Genomic DNA, 17355 nt, shown 5'->3' with positions numbered 1-17355 from the left:
CCCGCCGTCGAGCGTTAAGCCTCCGCCCCCCCTACCCCCGCCTCCAGCTTGCGCCACAGCAAGCGCACCGTCGCCTTGCGCGACAGCACGCAACGGTACAGGCGGATCTCCAGCGGCACCTGCCACTGTTCGCCGCCGCACACCGCCAGCTCGCCGCGGGCCAGCTCGGCGGTCACCGACAGGCGCGGCACCCAGGCCACGCCGAGGCCCTGCAGGGCCATGGTCTTGAGGCTGTCGGCCATGGCCGTCTCGTACACCGTGGTCGAGCGCAACGCGCGCAGGCGCAACAGCTGGTTCACCGAGCGGCCGAGAAAGGCACCGGCGCTGTAGGCCAGCAGCGGCACGCTGTGACCGGCGTCCAGGTCGAACAGCGGCGCGCCCTCTTCACCCACCGCGCACACCGGCAGCATCGAGGTGGTGCCCAGGTGCAGCGAGGGGAAGATGTCCGGCGCCAGCTGCATGGCCGCGTCCGGGTCGTAGTAGGCGAGGATCAGGTCGCAGCTGCCCTCGCGCAGCGAATGCACCGCCTCGCCGACGTTGGTCGCCACCAGGCGGGTGGACAGAGGCAGGCCCTCGCGGCGCAGGCGGCCGATCCATTCCGGGAAGAAGCCCAAAGTCAGCGAGTGCGCGGCGGCGATCTGCAGCACCTCGCCCTGCTGGCCCTCGACATGGTGCAGATGGCGCACCACCTCGCCGAGCTGCTCGACCATGCTGCGCGCCGTGACCAGGAACAGCTGGCCGGACTCGGTCAGCTCCACCGGCGTACGCGAACGGTTGACCAGGGTCAGGCCCAGCGCCGCCTCCAGGCTGCGGATGCGCCGGCTGAACGCCGGCTGGGTGACGAAGCGCTTCTCCGCCGCCTGGGAAAAGCTGCGGGTGGCGGCCAGGGCAACGAAGTCCTCCAGCCATTTGGTTTCCAGATTCATCGCTGATTGGCCGCCAATATTCGTTTGAAATTATGCACGCGCGACATTCAACCCGAGTCACCGCGACATTATGCCGTTTGTGCATACCATAGCCGCTAACAGCATTGGCCGACAAACGGCAGGAAGCCTAGATTATTGGGCATCGCGGCGCCAAGCCGTATTTCCCAGAGATAGAAGACATCATGTCCGCTGCTGCATCCACCCGCATCGAAAAAGACCTGCTCGGCAAGCTCGAAGTCCCCTCCGAGGCCTACTACGGCATCCAGACCCTGCGCGCCGTGCAGAATTTTCGACTGTCCGGTGTACCGCTGTCGCACTACCCGAAACTGGTGATCGCCCTGGCCATGGTCAAGCAGGCCGCCGCCGACGCCAACCGCGAGCTGGGCCACCTGTCCGCCGCCAAGCACACCGCGATCAGCACCGCCTGTGCGCGCATCATCCAGGGCGAGTTCCACGAGCAGTTCGTGGTCGACATGATCCAGGGCGGCGCCGGCACCTCGACCAACATGAACGCCAACGAGGTGATCGCCAACATCGCCCTGGAAGCCATGGGCCACGAGAAGGGCCAGTACGAACACCTGCACCCGAACAACGATGTGAACATGGCGCAGTCGACCAACGATGCCTACCCGACCGCCATCCGCGTCGGCCTGCTGCTCGGCCACGACAGCCTGCTCAACGCCCTCGACAAGCTGATCCAGTCCCTGGCCGCCAAGGGCCTGGAGTTCGGCCACGTACTGAAGATGGGCCGCACCCAGCTGCAGGACGCCGTCCCCATGACCCTCGGCCAGGAATTCCGCGCCTTCGCCACCACCCTCGGCGAAGACCTGCAGCACCTGAAGATGCTCGCCCCGGCCCTGCTCACCGAAGTGAATCTGGGCGGTACCGCTATCGGCACCGGCATCAACGCCGACCCGAAATACCAGAAGCTCGCCGTCGAGCGCCTGGCCATCGTCAGCGGCCACCCGGTGGTGCCGGCGGCCGACCTGATCGAGGCCACCTCGGACATGGGCGCCTTCGTGCTGTTCTCCGGCATGCTCAAGCGCACCGCGGTCAAACTGTCGAAGATCTGCAACGACCTGCGCCTGCTCTCCAGCGGCCCGCGTACCGGCATCAACGAGATCAACCTGCCGGCGCGCCAGCCGGGCAGCTCGATCATGCCCGGCAAGGTCAACCCGGTGATCCCGGAAGCGGTCAACCAGGTGGCCTTCGAAGTGATCGGCAACGACCTGGCCCTGACCATGGCGGCCGAAGGCGGCCAGCTGCAGCTGAACGTGATGGAGCCGCTGATCGCCTACAAGATCCTCGACTCGATCCGCCTGCTGACCCGCGCCATGGATATGCTGCGCGAGCTGTGCATCGACGGCATCACGGCCAACGAGGCCCGCTGCCGCGAGCTGATGGAGAACTCCATCGGCCTGGTCACCGCGCTGAACCCCTACATCGGCTACGAGAACGCCACGCGCATCGCCAAGGTGGCGCTGGAAAGCGGCCGCGGCGTGCTGGAACTGGTGCGCGAGGAGAAGCTGCTGGACGACGCCACCCTGGCCGACATCCTGCGCCCGGAAAACATGATCGCCCCGCGCCTGGTGCCGCTGCAGGGCTGATCCGCTTCATCGACCGAGGGGCACCCCCACGCCTCTTGCCCTCCAGGGATGGCTTCGGCCATCCCTTTTTTATTTCCGCTTCTCCCCTCACGCCCGAGAGGAGAGGGCCCGTGCGGCAGCGTGGGGTCGCCACCGTAGCCCGGATGCAATTCGGGAGCGGAGTCGCCAGCATTCCCGGATGGCATCCGGGCTACAACTTCCAGGCTCGCCGCAGGGTGGCGATGGCCTCGGCGATCTGCGCCTCGGGCACGGCGGCGAACCCCAGCACCAGCCCGGCGCGGGCATCCTCCGGCTCGCGGCTGTGCGGCAGCCAGTAGTCGCTGAGCCCGTTCATCTCCACCCCGGCGGCACGGGTGGCGGCCAGCAGTTCGCGCTCGCGGGCCAGGCTGTCGACCCGCACGCACAGGTGCAGGCCGGCCTCCACCTTCGGCAGCGCCGCGCAGCCGGGAATCGCTGCGGGCCAGTCGCGCAGCAACGCCTCGAGACGCGCCCGCGCGGCCTGGCGCATGCGTCGCACATGGCGCTGGAAATGCCCGGCGGCGATGAACTCGGCCATCACCGCCTGGGTGCCGATCTCCGAGTGGCGCATGTCCACCGCGCGGCGGCGGGCGAAGGCCTCGGTCAGCGCCGGCGGCAACACCAGGTAGCCGAGGCGCAGGGCCGGGAAGGCGATCTTGCAGAAGGTGCCGACATACAGCACCCGCGCCTGCCTATCGAGCGCCGCCAGGGGCGTCAGCGGGGTGCCGCTGTAGCGGTACTCGCCGTCGTAGTCGTCCTCGATGATCCAGCCGTCGCGCCGTTCGGCCCACTCCAGCAGCTCCAGGCGCCGCGCCAGCGACAGGGTGACGCCGGTGGGGTACTGGTGCGAGGGCGTGACATACACCAGCCGGCAATCCTCGACGGCCGCCAGCGCGGTGGTGTCCAGGCCGTCGCCATCCACCGGCACGCCGCACAGCTGCGCACCGGCCACGGCGAAGGCATGGCCGGCGGCGCGATAGCCGGGATTCTCGACGGCCACCCGCTCGCCGGGCTGCACCAGCAGCTGGGCGCACAGGCTGATGGCCTGCTGGGCGCCGCAAGTGATAACGATCTGCGCCGGGTCGCAGTTCAGCCCGCGGCTGCTGCGCAGATAGGCGGCCACCAGCTCACGCAGGGTCGCATCGCCGGCCGGGTCGCCATAGCCCAGGCGCGCCGCCGAGGGCTTGCGCCAGAAGCGCGCCTGCAGCCGCGCCCAGATCTCGAAGGGAAACAGGTCGAAGGCCGGCACACCGATGCGAAAGGCCCGCGGCGCACCGCTCAGCGGCGGTGGCAGATGATGCTGCTGCAGGCGCTGCAGCGCCGCGCTGGGCGCCGGGCCGCTGGCCAGCGGCTGCGCGGTCGGGCGCTCGCCGGCCAGGTCGGCCACGTAGGTGCCGTCGCCCACGCGCCCCGCCACATAGCCCTCGGCATACAGCTGGTCGAAGGCGCGGGTCACGGTATTGCGCGACACGCCGAGCAACTCCGCCAGGTCGCGGCTGGCCGGCAGGCGCGTGCGCCCGGCCAGGCGGCCGTCGAGGATGCGCTCGCGCAGGGCCTGGTACAGCTGGCGCGCCAGACCCTGGCCGGGGTCCAGGCGAATGCCGGAGAGATCGACCGGCAATGGCGGTGTGGCGGGCATGGATTGGCTCCATCGAACTCGCGTGAAATGGATCTTACAACGGACCAATATCCTGCCTAGCATGGGGCCATTCCGCCAGGAGCCGTCACCATGTACATGCCCGCCTCATTCCGCCAGGACGACCTCGCCGAGCTGCACGCGCAGATGCAGGCCAGCCCCTTCGCCCTGCTCACCAGCGTCGGTAGCGATGGCGTGCAGGCCAGCCATCTGCCGCTGCTGCTGGAACCCGGCGAAGGCGAGTTCGGCACCCTCTACGGCCACTTCGCCCGGGCCAACCCGCACTGGCGCGAGCTGCAGGGCGGCGCCGAGGCGCTGGCCGTGTTCTCCGGCCCGGACGCCTACGTCAGCCCCAGCTGGTACCCGGCCAAGGCCGAGCACGGCAAGGTGGTGCCGACCTGGAACTACATCGCCGTGCACGCCCGCGGCCCGGTGGAGCTGATCGAAGAACCCGAGCGCCTGCTGCAGATCGTCAGCCGCCTCAGCGACCGGCACGAGAGCGGCCGCGCCCAGCCCTGGGCAGTCGGCGATGCGCCGCGCGAGTACATCGACGCCATGCTGCGCGCCATCGTCGGCTTCGCCCTGCCGATCCGCCGCCTGGAGGGCAAATGGAAGCTCGGCCAGAACCGCTCGACCATCGACCAGGCCGGTGTGCGCGACGGCCTGGCCGCCTCGGCCGAACCGCGCGAGCAGGCCCTGGCCGCACGCATGACCATCAGCAACTGAACACGACAGAAGGGAATCCCATGTCCAGCTCGCCGCTCACCATCCGCCCGCTCAGCGCCGCCGACCACGCCGTGTGGCTGCCGCTCTGGCAGGGCTACCAGCGCTTCTACAACGCCACGATCGCCGACGAGACCAGCGCCCTCACCTGGCAGCGCTTCCTCGACCCGACCGAACCGATGCACGCCGCCCTGGCCTGGCGCGACGGCGAGGCGGTGGGCCTGGTGCACTACATCTATCACCGCAGCTGCTGGACCGCCGGCGACTACTGCTACCTGCAGGACTTGTATGTGGCGGAACACATCCGCGGCGGCGGCATCGGCCGCGCGCTGATCGAGCACGTCTACGCCGAGGCGGCTGCCGCCGGCGCCAGTCGCGTGCACTGGCTGACCCAGGAAACCAACTACCAGGGGCGCATGCTCTACGACCGCATCGCCGACCGCTCCGGCTTTATCCAGTACCGGAAGCTGCTGGGATGAGCGCCGACCTGAGCCAGTGGCAGCCACGCCCCTTTCCGCCACATGAACTCTTGCAGGGGCGTTTTATCCGCCTGGAGCCGCTGAGCATCGCCCGGCATGACGATGATCTGTGGCAGGAACTGCAGGGTCCGGACCCGGCGCTGTGGGACTACCTGCCCTACGGCCCGTTCACCGAACGCGCCCCCTTCGATGCCTGGCTGGCCGGCAATGCCGCCAGCCGCGACCCGCAGTTCTATGCCGTGGTCGAGCAGGCCGGCGGCCGCGCCCTGGGCCTGCTCGCCTACCTGCGCATCACGCCCAAGGATGGCTGCATCGAGCTCGGCCATGTCGCCTTCGGCGCCAGCATGCAACGCACACCGGGCGCCACCGAAGCGGTGTTCCTGCTGGCGCAGCATGCCTTCGACAGCCTCGGCTACCGACGCTTCGAGTGGAAATGCAACTCGCGGAACGCCCGCTCCCGGCGCGCCGCCGAACGCTTCGGCTTCAGCTACGAAGGACTGTTCCGCCAGCATATGGTGGTCAAGGGCGAGAGCCGCGACACCGCCTGGTTCTCCATCATCGACAGCGAATGGCCGACCTGCCGCGCGGCCTTCCAGCGCTGGCTGGCGGCGGACAACTTCGATGGCGAGGGCCGGCAGATACGCCGGCTGGAGGAGTTGCGCGGTTGAGGTTCAGTACGCCTGGCACTGACCCTCGCTGAGGGTCTCCAGCAAGCGCTGACGATAGCGACTCTCGCCATCGAACTCGGCCACCGGCGGGCGATCACTGAAGGGCTCGCGGAACTCCAGGCCGACCAGCAGCTTGTAGACCTGGTAGCGCTTGCGCACCTGACGGTGGCCGGGGCAGTCGGAAAAGTTGCCCTGCTCGACCACCGACTCTTCCTCGCAGTTGTCGTCGTTCGCGTGGTCCTCGTAGCGCTCCGTGCCCTCGCGGTAGCTCTTGCGACCGCAATCAAGGCGACGCACCGGCTGGCTGCAGTAGCCGGACGTGGTGCACGACTCGTACTCGTCGCGCTCGGCGGTTTCCGTGCGGATCTCCTGCCAACGCGCCTGGATGTCGTAGGCCAGGCCGCTGTCCTGGCTATCGATGAAGAAGGAGTTGCCGGCGTAGTCGCCGGAAGAAACCCAGGCTTTGAAGTCGGAGCGGCCGTCGTGCAGGCGCAGGCGCCCCAGCAGCCAGGGATCGGGGTTGAACTCCAGGCGCATATGCCCCTGTTTGAGCGTGACATCCTCGGCCAATTGCAGCGGCTTACTGTCCTGGGTGAACAGATAGCCCTGGCCCGACAGGCTGCTGCAGCCGACGGCCAGCAGACACAGCGACACAACCGCAAGACGGCGCAGCAGCGCCCTCAAACCACTGATTGCGAACACGCTCGATCACTCCTTGATGGGCAGTTGCCGCCCTGGCATCCATACGACCTTCCCGCTGCGCTTTGATTCGCCGCCCTACTCGATCTCGAACAGGCCGTTCTTCAGCGGCGCCACGGCCAGGCGCTGGCGCACGTCGTCGTCGATGCGCGGGTCGTCCGGGCGGTACAGGCGCACCTGGCGGTAGGCGCTGATGCGGTTGATCTCCGTGCCCAGGTATTCCCACACCACGCGGGTGCAGGCCGGGTTGCGCCGGTCGCCGCTGGAGACGCCGGTCTTCAGGCCGTTGAGGCGGGTGATGCGGCTCTTGTAGCTGGGGATGAGGATGGTCTGGCTCATCTCGTTGACGGTCAGCGACTCGTAGTCCATCAGGAACAGGCGGTCCTGCAACTGGAAGGCGGCGCCCAGGTAGCGGCAACGTACCCAGTCCTCGCCCTGCACGTCGCTGCTGGCGGAGCGTTCCTGGCGCTCCTGGCGCTCGAACAGGAAGTCGCCGTCCTCCTCCCGCAGGTGCACCAGCGACAGCAGCACCATGCCCGGCACCGACATGCAGTTGGAGTATTCGAAGTAGTAGCCGCAATAGCGCGACAGGTTGGCGGTCTGTTCACGCAGCGGCTTGAGCAGCTCGATCAGCGCGTCGGCGCGCTTGGCGGCCACCTGGCCCGGCTTGCGTGCGCCGAGCAGGCGGCTGAACTGCTCCGGCGGCAGCAGCAACTCGTAGTCCTCGACGCCGAAGAAGTCGCAGATGCGCTTGAGGTTGTACGGCGTCGGGCGACTCTGACCGCTGAGGTACTTGTTGAACTGGGCGCGATTGATCGCCAGCTTGCGGCAAACCTCGGCGATCGAACGGTAATGGCTGCAGAGCAGCTTGAGGTTGTCGCCGAGCGCGTCCGACATGGGGCAATTCCTGATGATGCGAGCGGCGCGATTCTAGCATCAACTCGCGCCAACTCGCCGCGACCCGCGAAATTGCCCGCGCCCCGCAGCAGGCCGACCATGCGCCTCCACGGCTGTCGCCGTGCCGCTTCTTCCACTCGAACAATAAGAATCGAGGTCCTCGCCATGCTGGAAATGCTCAACGATTTCCTGTCCGGAAAACTGCTGATCGTGCTGATCGTCGGTTTGGGCAGCTACTTCACCCTCCGCTCGCGCTTCGTGCAGTTCCGCCATTTCGGCCACATGTTCAGCGTGTTCAAGGAATCCATCCGCGGCAGCGCCGGCCAGCTGAGTTCCTTCCAGGCCCTGATGCTGAGCCTCGCCGGCCGCGTCGGTGCCGGTAACATCGCCGGCGTCGGCGTCGCCGTGACCCTCGGCGGCCCGGGCGCGGTGTTCTGGATGTGGGTGACCGCCCTGGTCGGCATGTCCAGCAGCTTCTTCGAGTGCACCCTGGCCCAGGCCTACAAGCGCGCCGACGGCGACGGCCTGTACCGCGGCGGCCCGGCCTACTACATCCAGCACGGCCTGAAACTGCGCTGGATGGCGCTGACCTTCGCCGTCCTGCTGCTGGTCACCTACGGCTTCGCCTTCAACGGCCTGCAGTCCTTCACCGTGACCCACTCGCTGCAGAACGCCTTCGGCTTCCCGGTGCAGTACACCGGCCTGGCCCTGGCCGTGCTGCTGGGCCTGGTGTTCCTCGGCGGGATCAAGCGCATCGCCGCCGTCTCCGACCTGCTGGTACCGGTCAAGACCCTGGCCTACATCGCCGTGACCCTGTACGTGATCGCCAGCCAGATCGAGCTGGTGCCGGACATGCTGGTGACCATCGTGAAGAGCGCCTTCGGCCTGGAACCGGCCTTCGCCGGCCTGCTCGGCAGCGCCATCGTGATGGGCGTGAAGCGCGGCGTGTTCGCCAACGAAGCCGGCCTGGGCAGCGCGCCGAACGTGGCCGCCGTGGCCGCCGTTAAGCACCCGGTGGCCCAGGGCGTGGTCCAGGCGTTCAGCGTGTTCCTCGACACCTTCGTCATCTGCACCTGCACCGCCCTGCTGATCCTGCTGTCCGGCTTCTACACCCCGGGCTTCGAGGGCGACGGCATCATCCTCACCCAGAACTCGCTGGCCGCCGTGGTCGGTGACTGGGGCCGGATCTTCGTCAGCGTGGCGCTGAGCCTGTTCGTGTTCACCTGCATCCTCTACAACTACTACCTCGGCGAGAACGCCCTGCAGTTCCTCGTCGGCCGTGGCCGCGGCCCGCTGATGATCTACCGCGGCCTGGTGCTGGCGCTGATCTTCTGGGGCTCGATGCAGAACCTGGGCACCGTGTTCGCCTTCGCCGACATCACCATGACCCTGCTGGCACTGGTCAACCTGGCCGCCCTGGCCATGCTGATCAAGGTCGGCCTGCGCCTGATGCGCGACTACGATGCCCAGCGCAAGGCCGGCATCGAGACCCCGGTGTTCGATCCGAAGGAGTTCGGCGACCTGGACCTCGACCCCGTCGCCTGGCCGGCCAACCCGCAGCCCGCCGCCACCGGCGAGCACGTGGCCATGGCCCACAGCCTGCACCAGCGCTGAGTCATCCGCTGAAATAAAAAGGGGGCACACAGCCCCCTTTTTCTTGGTCCTACCTCTGCCCGTTCGCCGTTACACTCGGGCGAAACACGCGCCCGCCACCTGATCGGATCGACCGCATGAACCCTTCGCAGAACCTGCTGGTGCTCTACACCGGCGGCACCATCGGCATGCAGATGAGCGAGGCCGGGCTGGCCCCGGCTTCCGGCTTCGAGGATCGCCTCAAGGCCGAACAGGCCCTGCATCCGGAGCGCCCGGCGCCGGCCTGGCGCTTCCGCGAACTGAGCCCGCCGATCGACAGCGCCAACATGCGCCAGGCCAACTGGCTGGCCATGCGCGACGCCATCGTCCAGGCCGTGGATGAGGAAGGCTGCGACGCCGTGTTGCTGCTGCATGGCACCGACACCCTGGCCTACAGCGCCGCGGCACTGAGCTTCCTGCTGCTGGGCATCGAGGTGCCGGTGCTGCTAACCGGCTCCATGCTGCCGGTGGGCAGCCCGGGCAGCGATGCCTGGCCCAATCTGTTCGGCGCCCTGGCGGCGCTGAGCGAGGGCTGCCTGCCCGGCGTGCACCTGTTCTTCGACGGCCAGCTGCTGCATGGCGCCCGCGCCAGCAAGCTGAAGAGCGAGGCCTTCGATGCCTTCGCCAACATGCATCGCCCACGTCACGCGGCGCGCCTCGACGAGCTGCCCGCGGCGCTGCACTACCGTCAGCCGCGCAGCCCGGTGACCCTGGCCGTGCAGCCGCTGTTCCCCGGCCTGAGCGCCGCTCAGCTGCGCGCCGTGCTGGCCGATGACGTGCAAGGCGTGCTGCTGGAATGCTACGGCAGCGGCACCGGGCCGTCGGACGACGCCGAGTTCCTCGCCGTGCTGCGTGAAGCCCACCAGCGTGGCGTGGTGCTGGCCGCCATCAGCCAGTGCCCGCAGGGCCATGTCGACTTCGAGGTCTACGCCGCCGGCAGCGCCCTGGCCGAGGCCGGCCTGGTCAGCGGCACCGGCATGACCCGCGAGGCCGCCCTGGCCAAGCTGTTCAGCCTGCTCGGCGCCGGCCTGGCCCAGGCCGAGGTGGAGCGCCTGTTCGTGTTCGACCTGTGCGGCGAGTGCGCCGACTGAGCCACTCCTCCGCGCCGCGACTCAACCCAGCGGCGCGAACACCGACCAGCCGATGCGCTCGCTGAGCGATTCCAGGGCCGCCATGCCGGCCAGGGAGTTGCCGGCGGCGTTCAGCTCCGGTGACCACACGCAGACGCTGAAACGCCCCGGCACCACCGCGACTATGCCGCCGCCGACCCCGCTCTTGCCCGGCAGGCCGACGCGGTAGGCGAAGTTGCCGGCCTCGTCGTACAGGCCGCTGGTGGCCATGATGGCGTTGACCTGCTGGGTCTGGCGTGGCGTGAGGATCGCTTCGCCGCTGCGCGGGCAGAAACCCTGATTGGCCAGGAAGCCGAAGGCGCGAGCCAGGTCGACGCAGCTCATGGCCAGGGCGCAGTGGTGGAAGTAGCTGCGCAGTACCGTCTCCACCTCGTTGTGGAAGTTGCCGAAGGCCTGCATCAGGTAGGCCGCGGCAGCGTTGCGTGCGCGGTGCTGGTATTCCGACTCGGCCACCTTGGCGTCCGACACCAGCAGCGGGTTGCCGGACAGGCGCCGGGCCAGGTCGCGCATGGACAGCGCCGGCGCGGCGAAGCGCGACTGGTTGATGTCGCAGATCACCAGGGCGCCGGCATTGATGAACGGGTTGCGCGGGCGACCGCGCTCGAACTCCAGCTGCACCAGCGAGTTGAATGGCTGGCCGGACGGCTCGTGGCCGAGGCGCTGCCAGATGTCCTCGCCGGAATGCTGGATCGCCTGCACCAGGCTGAACACCTTGGAAATGCTCTGGATCGAGAACGGCTCGGCGGCGTCGCCGGCGGTGTGCAGGCTGCCGTCCACACCCAGCACGGCGATGCCCAGGCGGTTGGCCGGTACCTCGGCCAGGGCCGGGATGTAGTCGGCCACCTTGCCCTGGCCCAGCAGCGGGCGGACCTGATCCAGAATCTCGTTCAACAGCGCCTGCATGCTCGACCTCTCCATGTGCGGGTGCCGAAATAGACGCCCGCGGCAGGCTCGCCATCACAGCGGCAGCCGAGCGCAATGGCCCGGCGGCGACAATGCCGGCCGGCCACAATGGCCGGAATTATCCCTTTGTTGGCCGGCGTTATCGTTCTCCCGGCTCGCTCGCGGCGCCAACAATGCGCGCAGCCCATCGAGGAGAACAACAAGATGCTGACCTTCTACAGCGACGACCACCGCCTGCACCATGCCCAGGGCGAGATGGTCGGCGGTGAATTCAAACCCTGCTTCGAGATGCCGGCGCGCGCCGACCATGTGCTGGCCCGGCTGCGCGAGCGCAACCTCGGCGAGGTGCTGGCGCCGCGCGACTTCGGCCTGGCGCCGATCGCTCGCATCCATACCGGCGACTACCTGGACTTCCTGCAGAAGGCCTGGGCCGGCTGGGCCGCCCAGGGCAACACGGCGGACTTCCTGCCCGGCGTGTTCCCGGCGCGGCATATGCGCGCCAAGCGGCCCAAAGACCTCTATGGCCAGTACGGCTTCCACAGCTTCGACTGCTTCGCGCCGATCACCGCCGGTACCTGGCAGGCCGTATACAGCTCCGCGCAGATCGCCCTGAGCGGCCAGGCCGAGATCGCCGCCGGCGCCCACAGTGCCTTCGCCCTGTGCCGCCCGCCGGGCCACCACGCCAGTGCCGACGTGATGGGCGGCTACTGCTACCTGAACAACGTGGCCATCGCCGCCCAGGCCTGCCTCGACCAGGGCGCCGCGCGGGTGGCCATCCTCGACGTCGACTACCACCACGGCAACGGCACCCAGTCGATCTTCTACGACCGCGACGACGTGCTGGTGGCCAACATCCACGGCTGCCCGAGCTTCGAGTACCCGCACTTCCTCGGCTACGCCGACGAGACCGGTGCCGGCCGCGGCGAGGGCTGCAACCTCAACCTGCCACTGGCTGCCGGCAGCGCCTGGGACCTCTGGGGCGCCGCCCTGGAAACCGCCTGCCGGCGCATCGCCGAATACGCGCCGGACGTGGTGCTGGTGTCGCTTGGCGTCGACACCTACCAGAACGACCCGATCTCCAGTTTCAAGCTGGACAGCCCGGACTACCTGCGCATGGGCGAACGCATCGCCGCGCTGGGCAAGCCGACGCTGTTCGTCATGGAAGGCGGCTATGCGGTCGCCGAAATCGGCATCAATGCCGTCAACGTGCTCGAAGGTTTCCAGGGCGCCTGACGCGCCCTGCACAGGAGAACAACAAGATGAAGAAGCTGCTCGCCGCCACCCTCTGCGGCCTGACCCTGGCCGGCACCGCCCAGGCCGCCGACCGCGAACTCAAGGTGTACAACTGGTTCGACTACATCACCCCGGAGACCCTGACCCAGTTCAAACAGGACAGCGGCATCAAGCTGACCTACGACATCTTCGACACCAACGAGGCGCTGGAGGCCAAGCTGCTCACCGGCAACTCCGGTTATGACCTGGTGGTGCCGTCCAACGTGTTCCTGGCCAAGCAGGTCGAGGCCGGCGTGTTCCAGAAGCTAGACCGTTCGCTGCTGCCCAACTGGCAGCACCTTGACCCGCAGCTGATGAAGCTGATCGAGGCCAACGATCCGGGCAACCAGTACGCCGTGCCCTACATGTACGGCACCGTGCTGATCGGCTTCAATCCGGACAAGGTCAAGGCCGCCCTCGGCGCGGACGCGCCGGTGGACAGCTGGGACCTGATCTTCAAGGAAGAGAACATCGCCAAGCTCAAGGACTGCGGCGTGGCCCTGCTCGACTCGCCGTCGGAGATCCTGCCGCTGGCCCTGCACTACCTGGGCCTGCCGCCCAACAGCACGGAGCCGGCCGACTACACCAAGGCCGAGCAGCTGCTGAGCAAGATCCGCCCGCACGTGCGCTACTTCCACAGCTCCAAGTACATGAGCGACATCGCCAACGGCGAGATCTGCGTGGCCGTGGGCTACTCGGGCAGCTTCTCGCAGGCCGCCAACAACGCCAAGCAGGCGAAGAACGGCGTGACCGTGGACATGCGCCTGCCCAAGGAAGGCGCGCCGATCTGGTTCGACATGATGGCGATTCCGAAGGACGCGAAGAACATCGCCGAAGCGCATGAATTCATCAACTTCCTGCTGCAGCCGCAGGTGATCGCGCCGATCTCCGACTTCGTCGGCTACCCCAACCCGAACAAGGACGCCACCGCGCTGGTCGCCGAGGCGATCCGCACCAACCCCAACCTCTACCCGACCGCCGAGGCCATGCAGAAGCTCTACACCCTCGAGCCGCTGCCGCGTGCCGCGGAGCGCGCCCGCACCCGCGCCTGGAGCAAGATCAAGACGGGTAGCTGAACCGTCAGCATGGAAAAAGACCGGCCGCCTGGCCGGTCTTTTCTTTGGCGCGGGAGCTCAGTGCCAGATGCCCTTGATCTGGCCCAGCGTCAGGCCATTGATCAGGCAGTGGTTGGGATTGCCCGGCTGCGCATCCTTCACCACCTTGCCGCCCAGATTGATCACGGTGGTGGTATTGCTGCTCATGTAGCCACCCCAGGTACGGGTGGTGTCAGTGAGGACCAGGGCCGCGGCGGTCTGGTTGCCCTTGCTGGCGCACAGCACGGACACCTCTTCCAGAAGATTGTCGTTGACCGTCTCGTTCTTGTAGTTGTCCTTCTCGTTGGGACTGGCGCCGTGGGCATCGCCACGCACGATCAGCACGCCCTTGGCGACATCCTCCGCATGCGCCGAAGACACGCTGCCGGCGCACAGCGCGGCGAACAGGATGGCGGCGGCCAGGTACTTATGGGTCTCGATAAATGCATTCATGGGTTCATCCTCCACTGATTGGTGTGCACGGAAGCGCCCGACCGCGGGCCTTCCGCGCTCGGCTCACAGCGCGATATCGCGCGCGTGGGTCTGCCCCGGCCAGACGCCGGTCATCTCGATCTCGCGCTGGCCGGTCAGCCACTGGCCCAGCGGGCTCGGCCACTTGAAGCTGTATTTGTCGCTGTTGATCACGCCCTTGAAGCTGACGTCGGCGACGATGTTGGTGGCGCTCAGCGGGATGTTGGCGACGGTCTTGGACAGGCCACCGCTCAGCGAGAAGGACTCGTTCTTCTTGCCCTGCGGGGTGTCGTAGCTGAGGTTGATGTTGGTGATGTAGGTGCAGCCCGGCTTGTTGTTGAACAGGATCTGCAGCGAGCCCAGGCGGTTGATCCAGTTGGGGATCAGCAGGGTGCCGTCGTACGAGGCGAAGGTGTACGCGATCGGGATCGCACCGCCGGCTTCCTTGTTCGGCGTGGACGGCCACAGGTGCTGGTCGACCTGCTTGCTCTCCTTGGTGGAGCTGTACGAGCCCTTGGCATTGGCGCCGGCCACCATGTCCTGCACCGCGCTGGCTTCACCGGTGATGGAGAAGGACGAGCTGTTGTCCTGGGAGCCGAGGTTGAGGCCGCTGTTGGCGTAGATCACGCTGGTGACCACACCGAAGCCCTGGGCGATGTTGCCGGCGCTGCCCATGCTCACCGAGGCGGCCTGCTGGGCCAGCCAGCTCAGGGTGTCGGCCTTGGACAGGGCGGTGAGATCGCTGATGAAGCTCTCGTTGGCGATGCCGAACTCCGAGGCGATGGAACCGACGGTGGCGAAGTCCCAGGTGATCTCGGTGCCGACGCTACCCTTGGTGCCCGATTCCGGGTCGGTGCCCGAGCCGTCCAGCTTGACCGCGGCCTGGCTGCGCTTGACGTTGCTGGAGGCCAGCTTCCACTGGTTGGGGATGCCGCGTTCGCTGATGGCCAGGCCCGGGGTGGACTCCTGCACCAGGGTGAAGTCGCCGGTGTCCGGCGAGACGATGCCAACGGCGCCGACCTTGATCTTCGGATCGAGGGTCCAGTTGCCCCAGTAGGCCGCGCGGCCGGCGCGGATCAGATCGGTAAACGTACGGTTCCAATTCATGACGGTGTCCTTGCAGTGATTTATATGGAGGCGCCGCTATAACTCGCGGCGCGTACGTCGAACTGCGCAACTCAAGTTCCATTTGGCGGCCATGAGTCAATCGACGCTCACATGCTGTCGATGCACCGGTTAATCAGGTATTGGGCAAATTCGGTATCACGTGGGAAGTACTTCCGTATCGGATATTCGGCGCCCGAAAACTAAGGTCGATCCCTCTCCTTCTCAGGCAGGACAGGGATGTGCTGACGACTCGCGAAATACAGGCGCTAGGGCTGATCGCCAAGGGCTTGACCGACCGCGACATCGCCGCGGCGCTGGCGATATCGCTGAGTACCGCGCACAAACACCGGGAGAACTTGCAGCGCAAACTCGGCCTGCATAAGTCGGCGCAGCTGGTTATTTATTACTTCGAACGATTCGGCGAACTTACTGCCAGGCGAAACTTGTCGCCGGTATTAAGCGAGCGCGAACTGGAAATCATTCATTTATTCGCCGAAGGACTCAGCGATAAACAGGTGGCCCGCGAATTGGGCATCAGCGACCTGACCGTGCGCAAACATCGCGGCAATATGCAAAGCAAGTTACGGGCGAGCAATGTCTGCGCCTTGTTGTTCGCCGCCCTGGCCGCCGGCGAACTGGCGCTGCCCCTGGTGCGACCACCACCGCGGCGCCCTATCGAGTTGCCGCCGCAGCTGCTGCGCTGGCTGCTGCCTGCAGCCCATCGGCAAGTGCCGCGCGGGTTGGACAAGCCAGCCGGCGGCTTCTTAGCTCACTGATCAGGAGAACGCAGGCGCCCATCGAACGCCTATCCCTGCCAGGAGCACCCCTCATGAACAAACTGCTGATCACCACTGCCCTGCTCGCCGCCACCGGGGCGGCCAACGCCGCCAGCCTGCCTGAGTTCGATGTCACCTGTCCCGGCGAACTCAACGTGCGCGCCGAGGCCGGCGGCCCGGTGCATATCAATGACAAGCCGGCCACCCTGAGCAAGTTTAGCGAGCAGTACTACGAGGCCAGGGGCGAAGGCGTGACCATCGCCATCAGCCTCAAGGCCGACGGCTCGTCCGCGGTGTCCTCCACCGGCAAGGAAGGCGCTACCGGTGCCTGCCAGGATGCCGCGCAAGAGGACAAGGTCGAGGAAGCGGAAACCGCGGAACAGGAAGGGTAAACGCTCGACATGGCCGCCGGTGCCAGCGCACCGGCGGCCAGGCGCGTCAGTCGAGCAGCTGGCTGAAGCCCTTGTCGGCCTCCAGCACCTCGGGCAGCTTGTCGAACAGCGCGTCCAGGTCGATGCCTTCGCACAGCGGGCTGTCCAGCTCCTCGCGGGTCTTGTCCAGATCACCGTTATGCAGGCGCAGCGCCTCGGCGATCAGCACCGCCTGGGCCACCAGCCGCGGCAGCGGCATGTCCGCCGGCGCCTGGTGCGGGCGGGTCTGCAGGGCGACGGCCTGCTGGATCACCTCCGGCAGCTGCCAGCGCCGCGCCAGCTCAGCGCCCACTTCGGGGAAGCCGAAGCCCAGCTGCAGGGTCTCCAGCGCCACGCGCCCGGCGGCGTCGGTCTTGCCGCTGCGGTTGAGCCGCGCGGCCAGTTCCGGCGCGCCGGTCTGGATCAGCAGCTCGCCGATGTTGTGCATCATGCCGCAGGTGAAGGCCGTCTCCATCGCCACGCCACGGGTCTTGGCCAGCAGCCGGCAGATGCTCGCCACCTGAAAGCTTTGCAGCCAGAAGGCCTTGAGATCGAAGCCGGAGTCGGTCTTGAAGGCGCCGGTCACCGCCGAGGCCAGCACCAGCGTGCGCAGGGTGTTGAAGCCCAGGCGCGAGGCGGCGTCCTCCACGCTGTGCGCCTCGCGGGCACCGCGAAAGCGCGCCGAGTTGGCCAGGCGCAGGACCTTGGCGGCGATCACCGGATCGAGGTTGATGTTGCGCGCGACGGCGTCGAGGTTGGTGTTGGGGTTGTCGAACTGCTGGATCAGGTCCTGGGCGACCTTGGGGATGCTGGGCAGGCTGTGCAGCTGCTCGAAGAGGTTGTTGATGTCCATGAGGGTGGTTCTCCGGCGAAGCGGAAAGTTGGGTCAGTGGGACTGAAAACCTTA

At 67.3% G+C, this 17355-nt stretch carries 18 protein-coding genes; 10 read left to right on the top strand and 8 right to left on the bottom strand.

What is annotated here, in order from left to right; translation table 11 throughout:
• Nucleotides 1-14: 14 nt before the first annotated feature.
• Nucleotides 15-926: a LysR substrate-binding domain-containing protein gene (locus OH686_RS13025; RefSeq protein ID WP_289533082.1), complete on the bottom strand. Its 912-nt coding sequence runs from the start codon at nt 924-926 to the stop codon at nt 15-17.
• 182 nt (nt 927-1108) lie between these two features.
• Here OH686_RS13025 and OH686_RS13020 point away from each other — a divergent pair, with 182 nt between their 5' ends.
• Complete coding sequence (locus tag OH686_RS13020; protein ID WP_289533080.1) at nt 1109-2533, top strand: aspartate ammonia-lyase; 1425 nt, start codon at nt 1109-1111, stop codon at nt 2531-2533.
• Between the two features lie 190 nt (nt 2534-2723).
• Here OH686_RS13020 and pdxR read toward each other — a convergent pair whose 3' ends face one another.
• The gene (gene pdxR / locus OH686_RS13015; RefSeq protein ID WP_289533078.1) at nt 2724-4190 is read right to left on the bottom strand and encodes a MocR-like pyridoxine biosynthesis transcription factor PdxR; all 1467 of its coding nucleotides are present in this window, start codon (nt 4188-4190) and stop codon (nt 2724-2726) included.
• 90 nt (nt 4191-4280) lie between these two features.
• Between pdxR and OH686_RS13010 the strand changes: the two genes are divergently transcribed.
• Genes OH686_RS13010 through OH686_RS13000 form a run of 3 tightly spaced genes read left to right on the top strand, consistent with a single transcriptional unit; the run spans nt 4281 to nt 6057 of the window.
• Nucleotides 4281-4913 carry an FMN-binding negative transcriptional regulator gene (locus OH686_RS13010; protein ID WP_289533077.1) on the top strand — a complete coding sequence of 211 codons (633 nt, stop codon included), beginning with the start codon at nt 4281-4283 and terminating at the stop codon, nt 4911-4913.
• Nucleotides 4914-4933: 20 nt separating this feature from the next.
• Nucleotides 4934-5389: a GNAT family N-acetyltransferase gene (locus OH686_RS13005; protein ID WP_289533076.1), complete on the top strand. Its 456-nt coding sequence runs from the start codon at nt 4934-4936 to the stop codon at nt 5387-5389.
• A complete protein-coding gene (locus tag OH686_RS13000) occupies nt 5386-6057 on the top strand; it encodes a GNAT family N-acetyltransferase (protein ID WP_289533075.1) in 672 nt (223 codons plus the stop codon). Before OH686_RS13005 ends, OH686_RS13000 begins: the two co-directional genes overlap by 4 nt.
• 3 nt (nt 6058-6060) lie before the next feature.
• Here OH686_RS13000 and OH686_RS12995 read toward each other — a convergent pair whose 3' ends face one another.
• Both OH686_RS12995 and OH686_RS12990 read right to left on the bottom strand, forming a co-directional pair.
• Nucleotides 6061-6759: a hypothetical protein gene (locus OH686_RS12995; protein ID WP_289533074.1), complete on the bottom strand. Its 699-nt coding sequence runs from the start codon at nt 6757-6759 to the stop codon at nt 6061-6063.
• 75 nt (nt 6760-6834) lie between these two features.
• Nucleotides 6835-7653 carry a helix-turn-helix domain-containing protein gene (locus tag OH686_RS12990; protein WP_289533073.1) on the bottom strand — a complete coding sequence of 273 codons (819 nt, stop codon included), beginning with the start codon at nt 7651-7653 and terminating at the stop codon, nt 6835-6837.
• Between the two features lie 165 nt (nt 7654-7818).
• Here OH686_RS12990 and OH686_RS12985 point away from each other — a divergent pair, with 165 nt between their 5' ends.
• Together OH686_RS12985 and OH686_RS12980 are read left to right on the top strand one after the other, a co-directional pair.
• Entirely contained in the window at nt 7819-9267 is a 1449-nt protein-coding gene (locus tag OH686_RS12985; RefSeq protein WP_289533071.1) for an alanine/glycine:cation symporter family protein, read from the top strand.
• A gap of 116 nt (nt 9268-9383) precedes the next feature.
• The gene (locus OH686_RS12980; RefSeq protein ID WP_289533070.1) at nt 9384-10376 is read left to right on the top strand and encodes an asparaginase; all 993 of its coding nucleotides are present in this window, start codon (nt 9384-9386) and stop codon (nt 10374-10376) included.
• A gap of 21 nt (nt 10377-10397) precedes the next feature.
• Here OH686_RS12980 and glsB read toward each other — a convergent pair whose 3' ends face one another.
• Entirely contained in the window at nt 10398-11318 is a 921-nt protein-coding gene (gene glsB, locus OH686_RS12975; protein ID WP_137974530.1) for a glutaminase B, read from the bottom strand.
• Between the two features lie 204 nt (nt 11319-11522).
• On the opposite strand from glsB, the gene OH686_RS12970 reads away from it, so the two are divergent.
• A complete protein-coding gene (locus OH686_RS12970) occupies nt 11523-12551 on the top strand; it encodes a histone deacetylase family protein (protein ID WP_289533069.1) in 1029 nt (342 codons plus the stop codon).
• Nucleotides 12552-12577: 26 nt separating this feature from the next.
• Nucleotides 12578-13666, top strand: coding sequence for a polyamine ABC transporter substrate-binding protein (locus OH686_RS12965; protein ID WP_289533068.1), 1089 nt, complete (start codon nt 12578-12580; stop codon nt 13664-13666).
• 57 nt (nt 13667-13723) lie between these two features.
• On the opposite strand, the gene OH686_RS12960 is transcribed toward OH686_RS12965, so the two are convergent.
• Both OH686_RS12960 and OH686_RS12955 read right to left on the bottom strand, forming a co-directional pair.
• Complete coding sequence (locus OH686_RS12960) at nt 13724-14137, bottom strand: hypothetical protein (RefSeq protein ID WP_289533066.1); 414 nt, start codon at nt 14135-14137, stop codon at nt 13724-13726.
• Nucleotides 14138-14200: 63 nt separating this feature from the next.
• Complete coding sequence (locus OH686_RS12955; protein ID WP_289533064.1) at nt 14201-15262, bottom strand: hypothetical protein; 1062 nt, start codon at nt 15260-15262, stop codon at nt 14201-14203.
• A gap of 239 nt (nt 15263-15501) precedes the next feature.
• Between OH686_RS12955 and OH686_RS12950 the strand changes: the two genes are divergently transcribed.
• Together OH686_RS12950 and OH686_RS12945 are read left to right on the top strand one after the other, a co-directional pair.
• Entirely contained in the window at nt 15502-16038 is a 537-nt protein-coding gene (locus OH686_RS12950) for a response regulator transcription factor (RefSeq protein ID WP_289533062.1), read from the top strand.
• Between the two features lie 53 nt (nt 16039-16091).
• Nucleotides 16092-16430 (top strand): hypothetical protein, encoded by a 339-nt coding sequence (locus tag OH686_RS12945; protein ID WP_289533061.1) that lies wholly within the window; start codon nt 16092-16094, stop codon nt 16428-16430.
• A gap of 46 nt (nt 16431-16476) precedes the next feature.
• Here the strand turns inward: OH686_RS12945 and OH686_RS12940 are convergent, their stop codons facing one another.
• Complete coding sequence (locus tag OH686_RS12940) at nt 16477-17301, bottom strand: HDOD domain-containing protein (RefSeq protein ID WP_289533059.1); 825 nt, start codon at nt 17299-17301, stop codon at nt 16477-16479.
• Between the last annotated feature and the right edge of the window lie 54 nt (nt 17302-17355).

This window comes from Pseudomonas sp. SO81 (assembly GCF_030374125.1).
In the GTDB taxonomy this organism is placed as follows: Bacteria; Pseudomonadota; Gammaproteobacteria; order Pseudomonadales; family Pseudomonadaceae; genus Aquipseudomonas.
The sequence above is the reverse complement of the archived record's forward strand: the minus strand, read 5'-3'. Positions and strand labels throughout refer to the sequence as shown.

Coding starts and splice junctions, on each gene's coding strand:
- OH686_RS13025 (WP_289533082.1), bottom strand. CDS start 926: ATGAATCTGGAAACCAAATGGCTGGAGGACTTCGTTGCCCTGGCCGCC.
- OH686_RS13010 (WP_289533077.1), top strand. CDS start 4,281: ATGTACATGCCCGCCTCATTCCGCCAGGACGACCTCGCCGAGCTGCAC.
- OH686_RS12945 (WP_289533061.1), top strand. CDS start 16,092: ATGAACAAACTGCTGATCACCACTGCCCTGCTCGCCGCCACCGGGGCG.
- OH686_RS13000 (WP_289533075.1), top strand. CDS start 5,386: ATGAGCGCCGACCTGAGCCAGTGGCAGCCACGCCCCTTTCCGCCACAT.
- OH686_RS12940 (WP_289533059.1), bottom strand. CDS start 17,301: ATGGACATCAACAACCTCTTCGAGCAGCTGCACAGCCTGCCCAGCATC.
- OH686_RS12970 (WP_289533069.1), top strand. CDS start 11,523: ATGCTGACCTTCTACAGCGACGACCACCGCCTGCACCATGCCCAGGGC.
- OH686_RS12955 (WP_289533064.1), bottom strand. CDS start 15,262: ATGAATTGGAACCGTACGTTTACCGATCTGATCCGCGCCGGCCGCGCG.
- pdxR (WP_289533078.1), bottom strand. CDS start 4,190: ATGCCCGCCACACCGCCATTGCCGGTCGATCTCTCCGGCATTCGCCTG.
- OH686_RS13005 (WP_289533076.1), top strand. CDS start 4,934: ATGTCCAGCTCGCCGCTCACCATCCGCCCGCTCAGCGCCGCCGACCAC.
- OH686_RS12985 (WP_289533071.1), top strand. CDS start 7,819: ATGCTGGAAATGCTCAACGATTTCCTGTCCGGAAAACTGCTGATCGTG.
- OH686_RS12990 (WP_289533073.1), bottom strand. CDS start 7,653: ATGTCGGACGCGCTCGGCGACAACCTCAAGCTGCTCTGCAGCCATTAC.
- OH686_RS12965 (WP_289533068.1), top strand. CDS start 12,578: ATGAAGAAGCTGCTCGCCGCCACCCTCTGCGGCCTGACCCTGGCCGGC.
- glsB (WP_137974530.1), bottom strand. CDS start 11,318: ATGCAGGCGCTGTTGAACGAGATTCTGGATCAGGTCCGCCCGCTGCTG.
- OH686_RS13020 (WP_289533080.1), top strand. CDS start 1,109: ATGTCCGCTGCTGCATCCACCCGCATCGAAAAAGACCTGCTCGGCAAG.
- OH686_RS12980 (WP_289533070.1), top strand. CDS start 9,384: ATGAACCCTTCGCAGAACCTGCTGGTGCTCTACACCGGCGGCACCATC.
- OH686_RS12960 (WP_289533066.1), bottom strand. CDS start 14,137: ATGAATGCATTTATCGAGACCCATAAGTACCTGGCCGCCGCCATCCTG.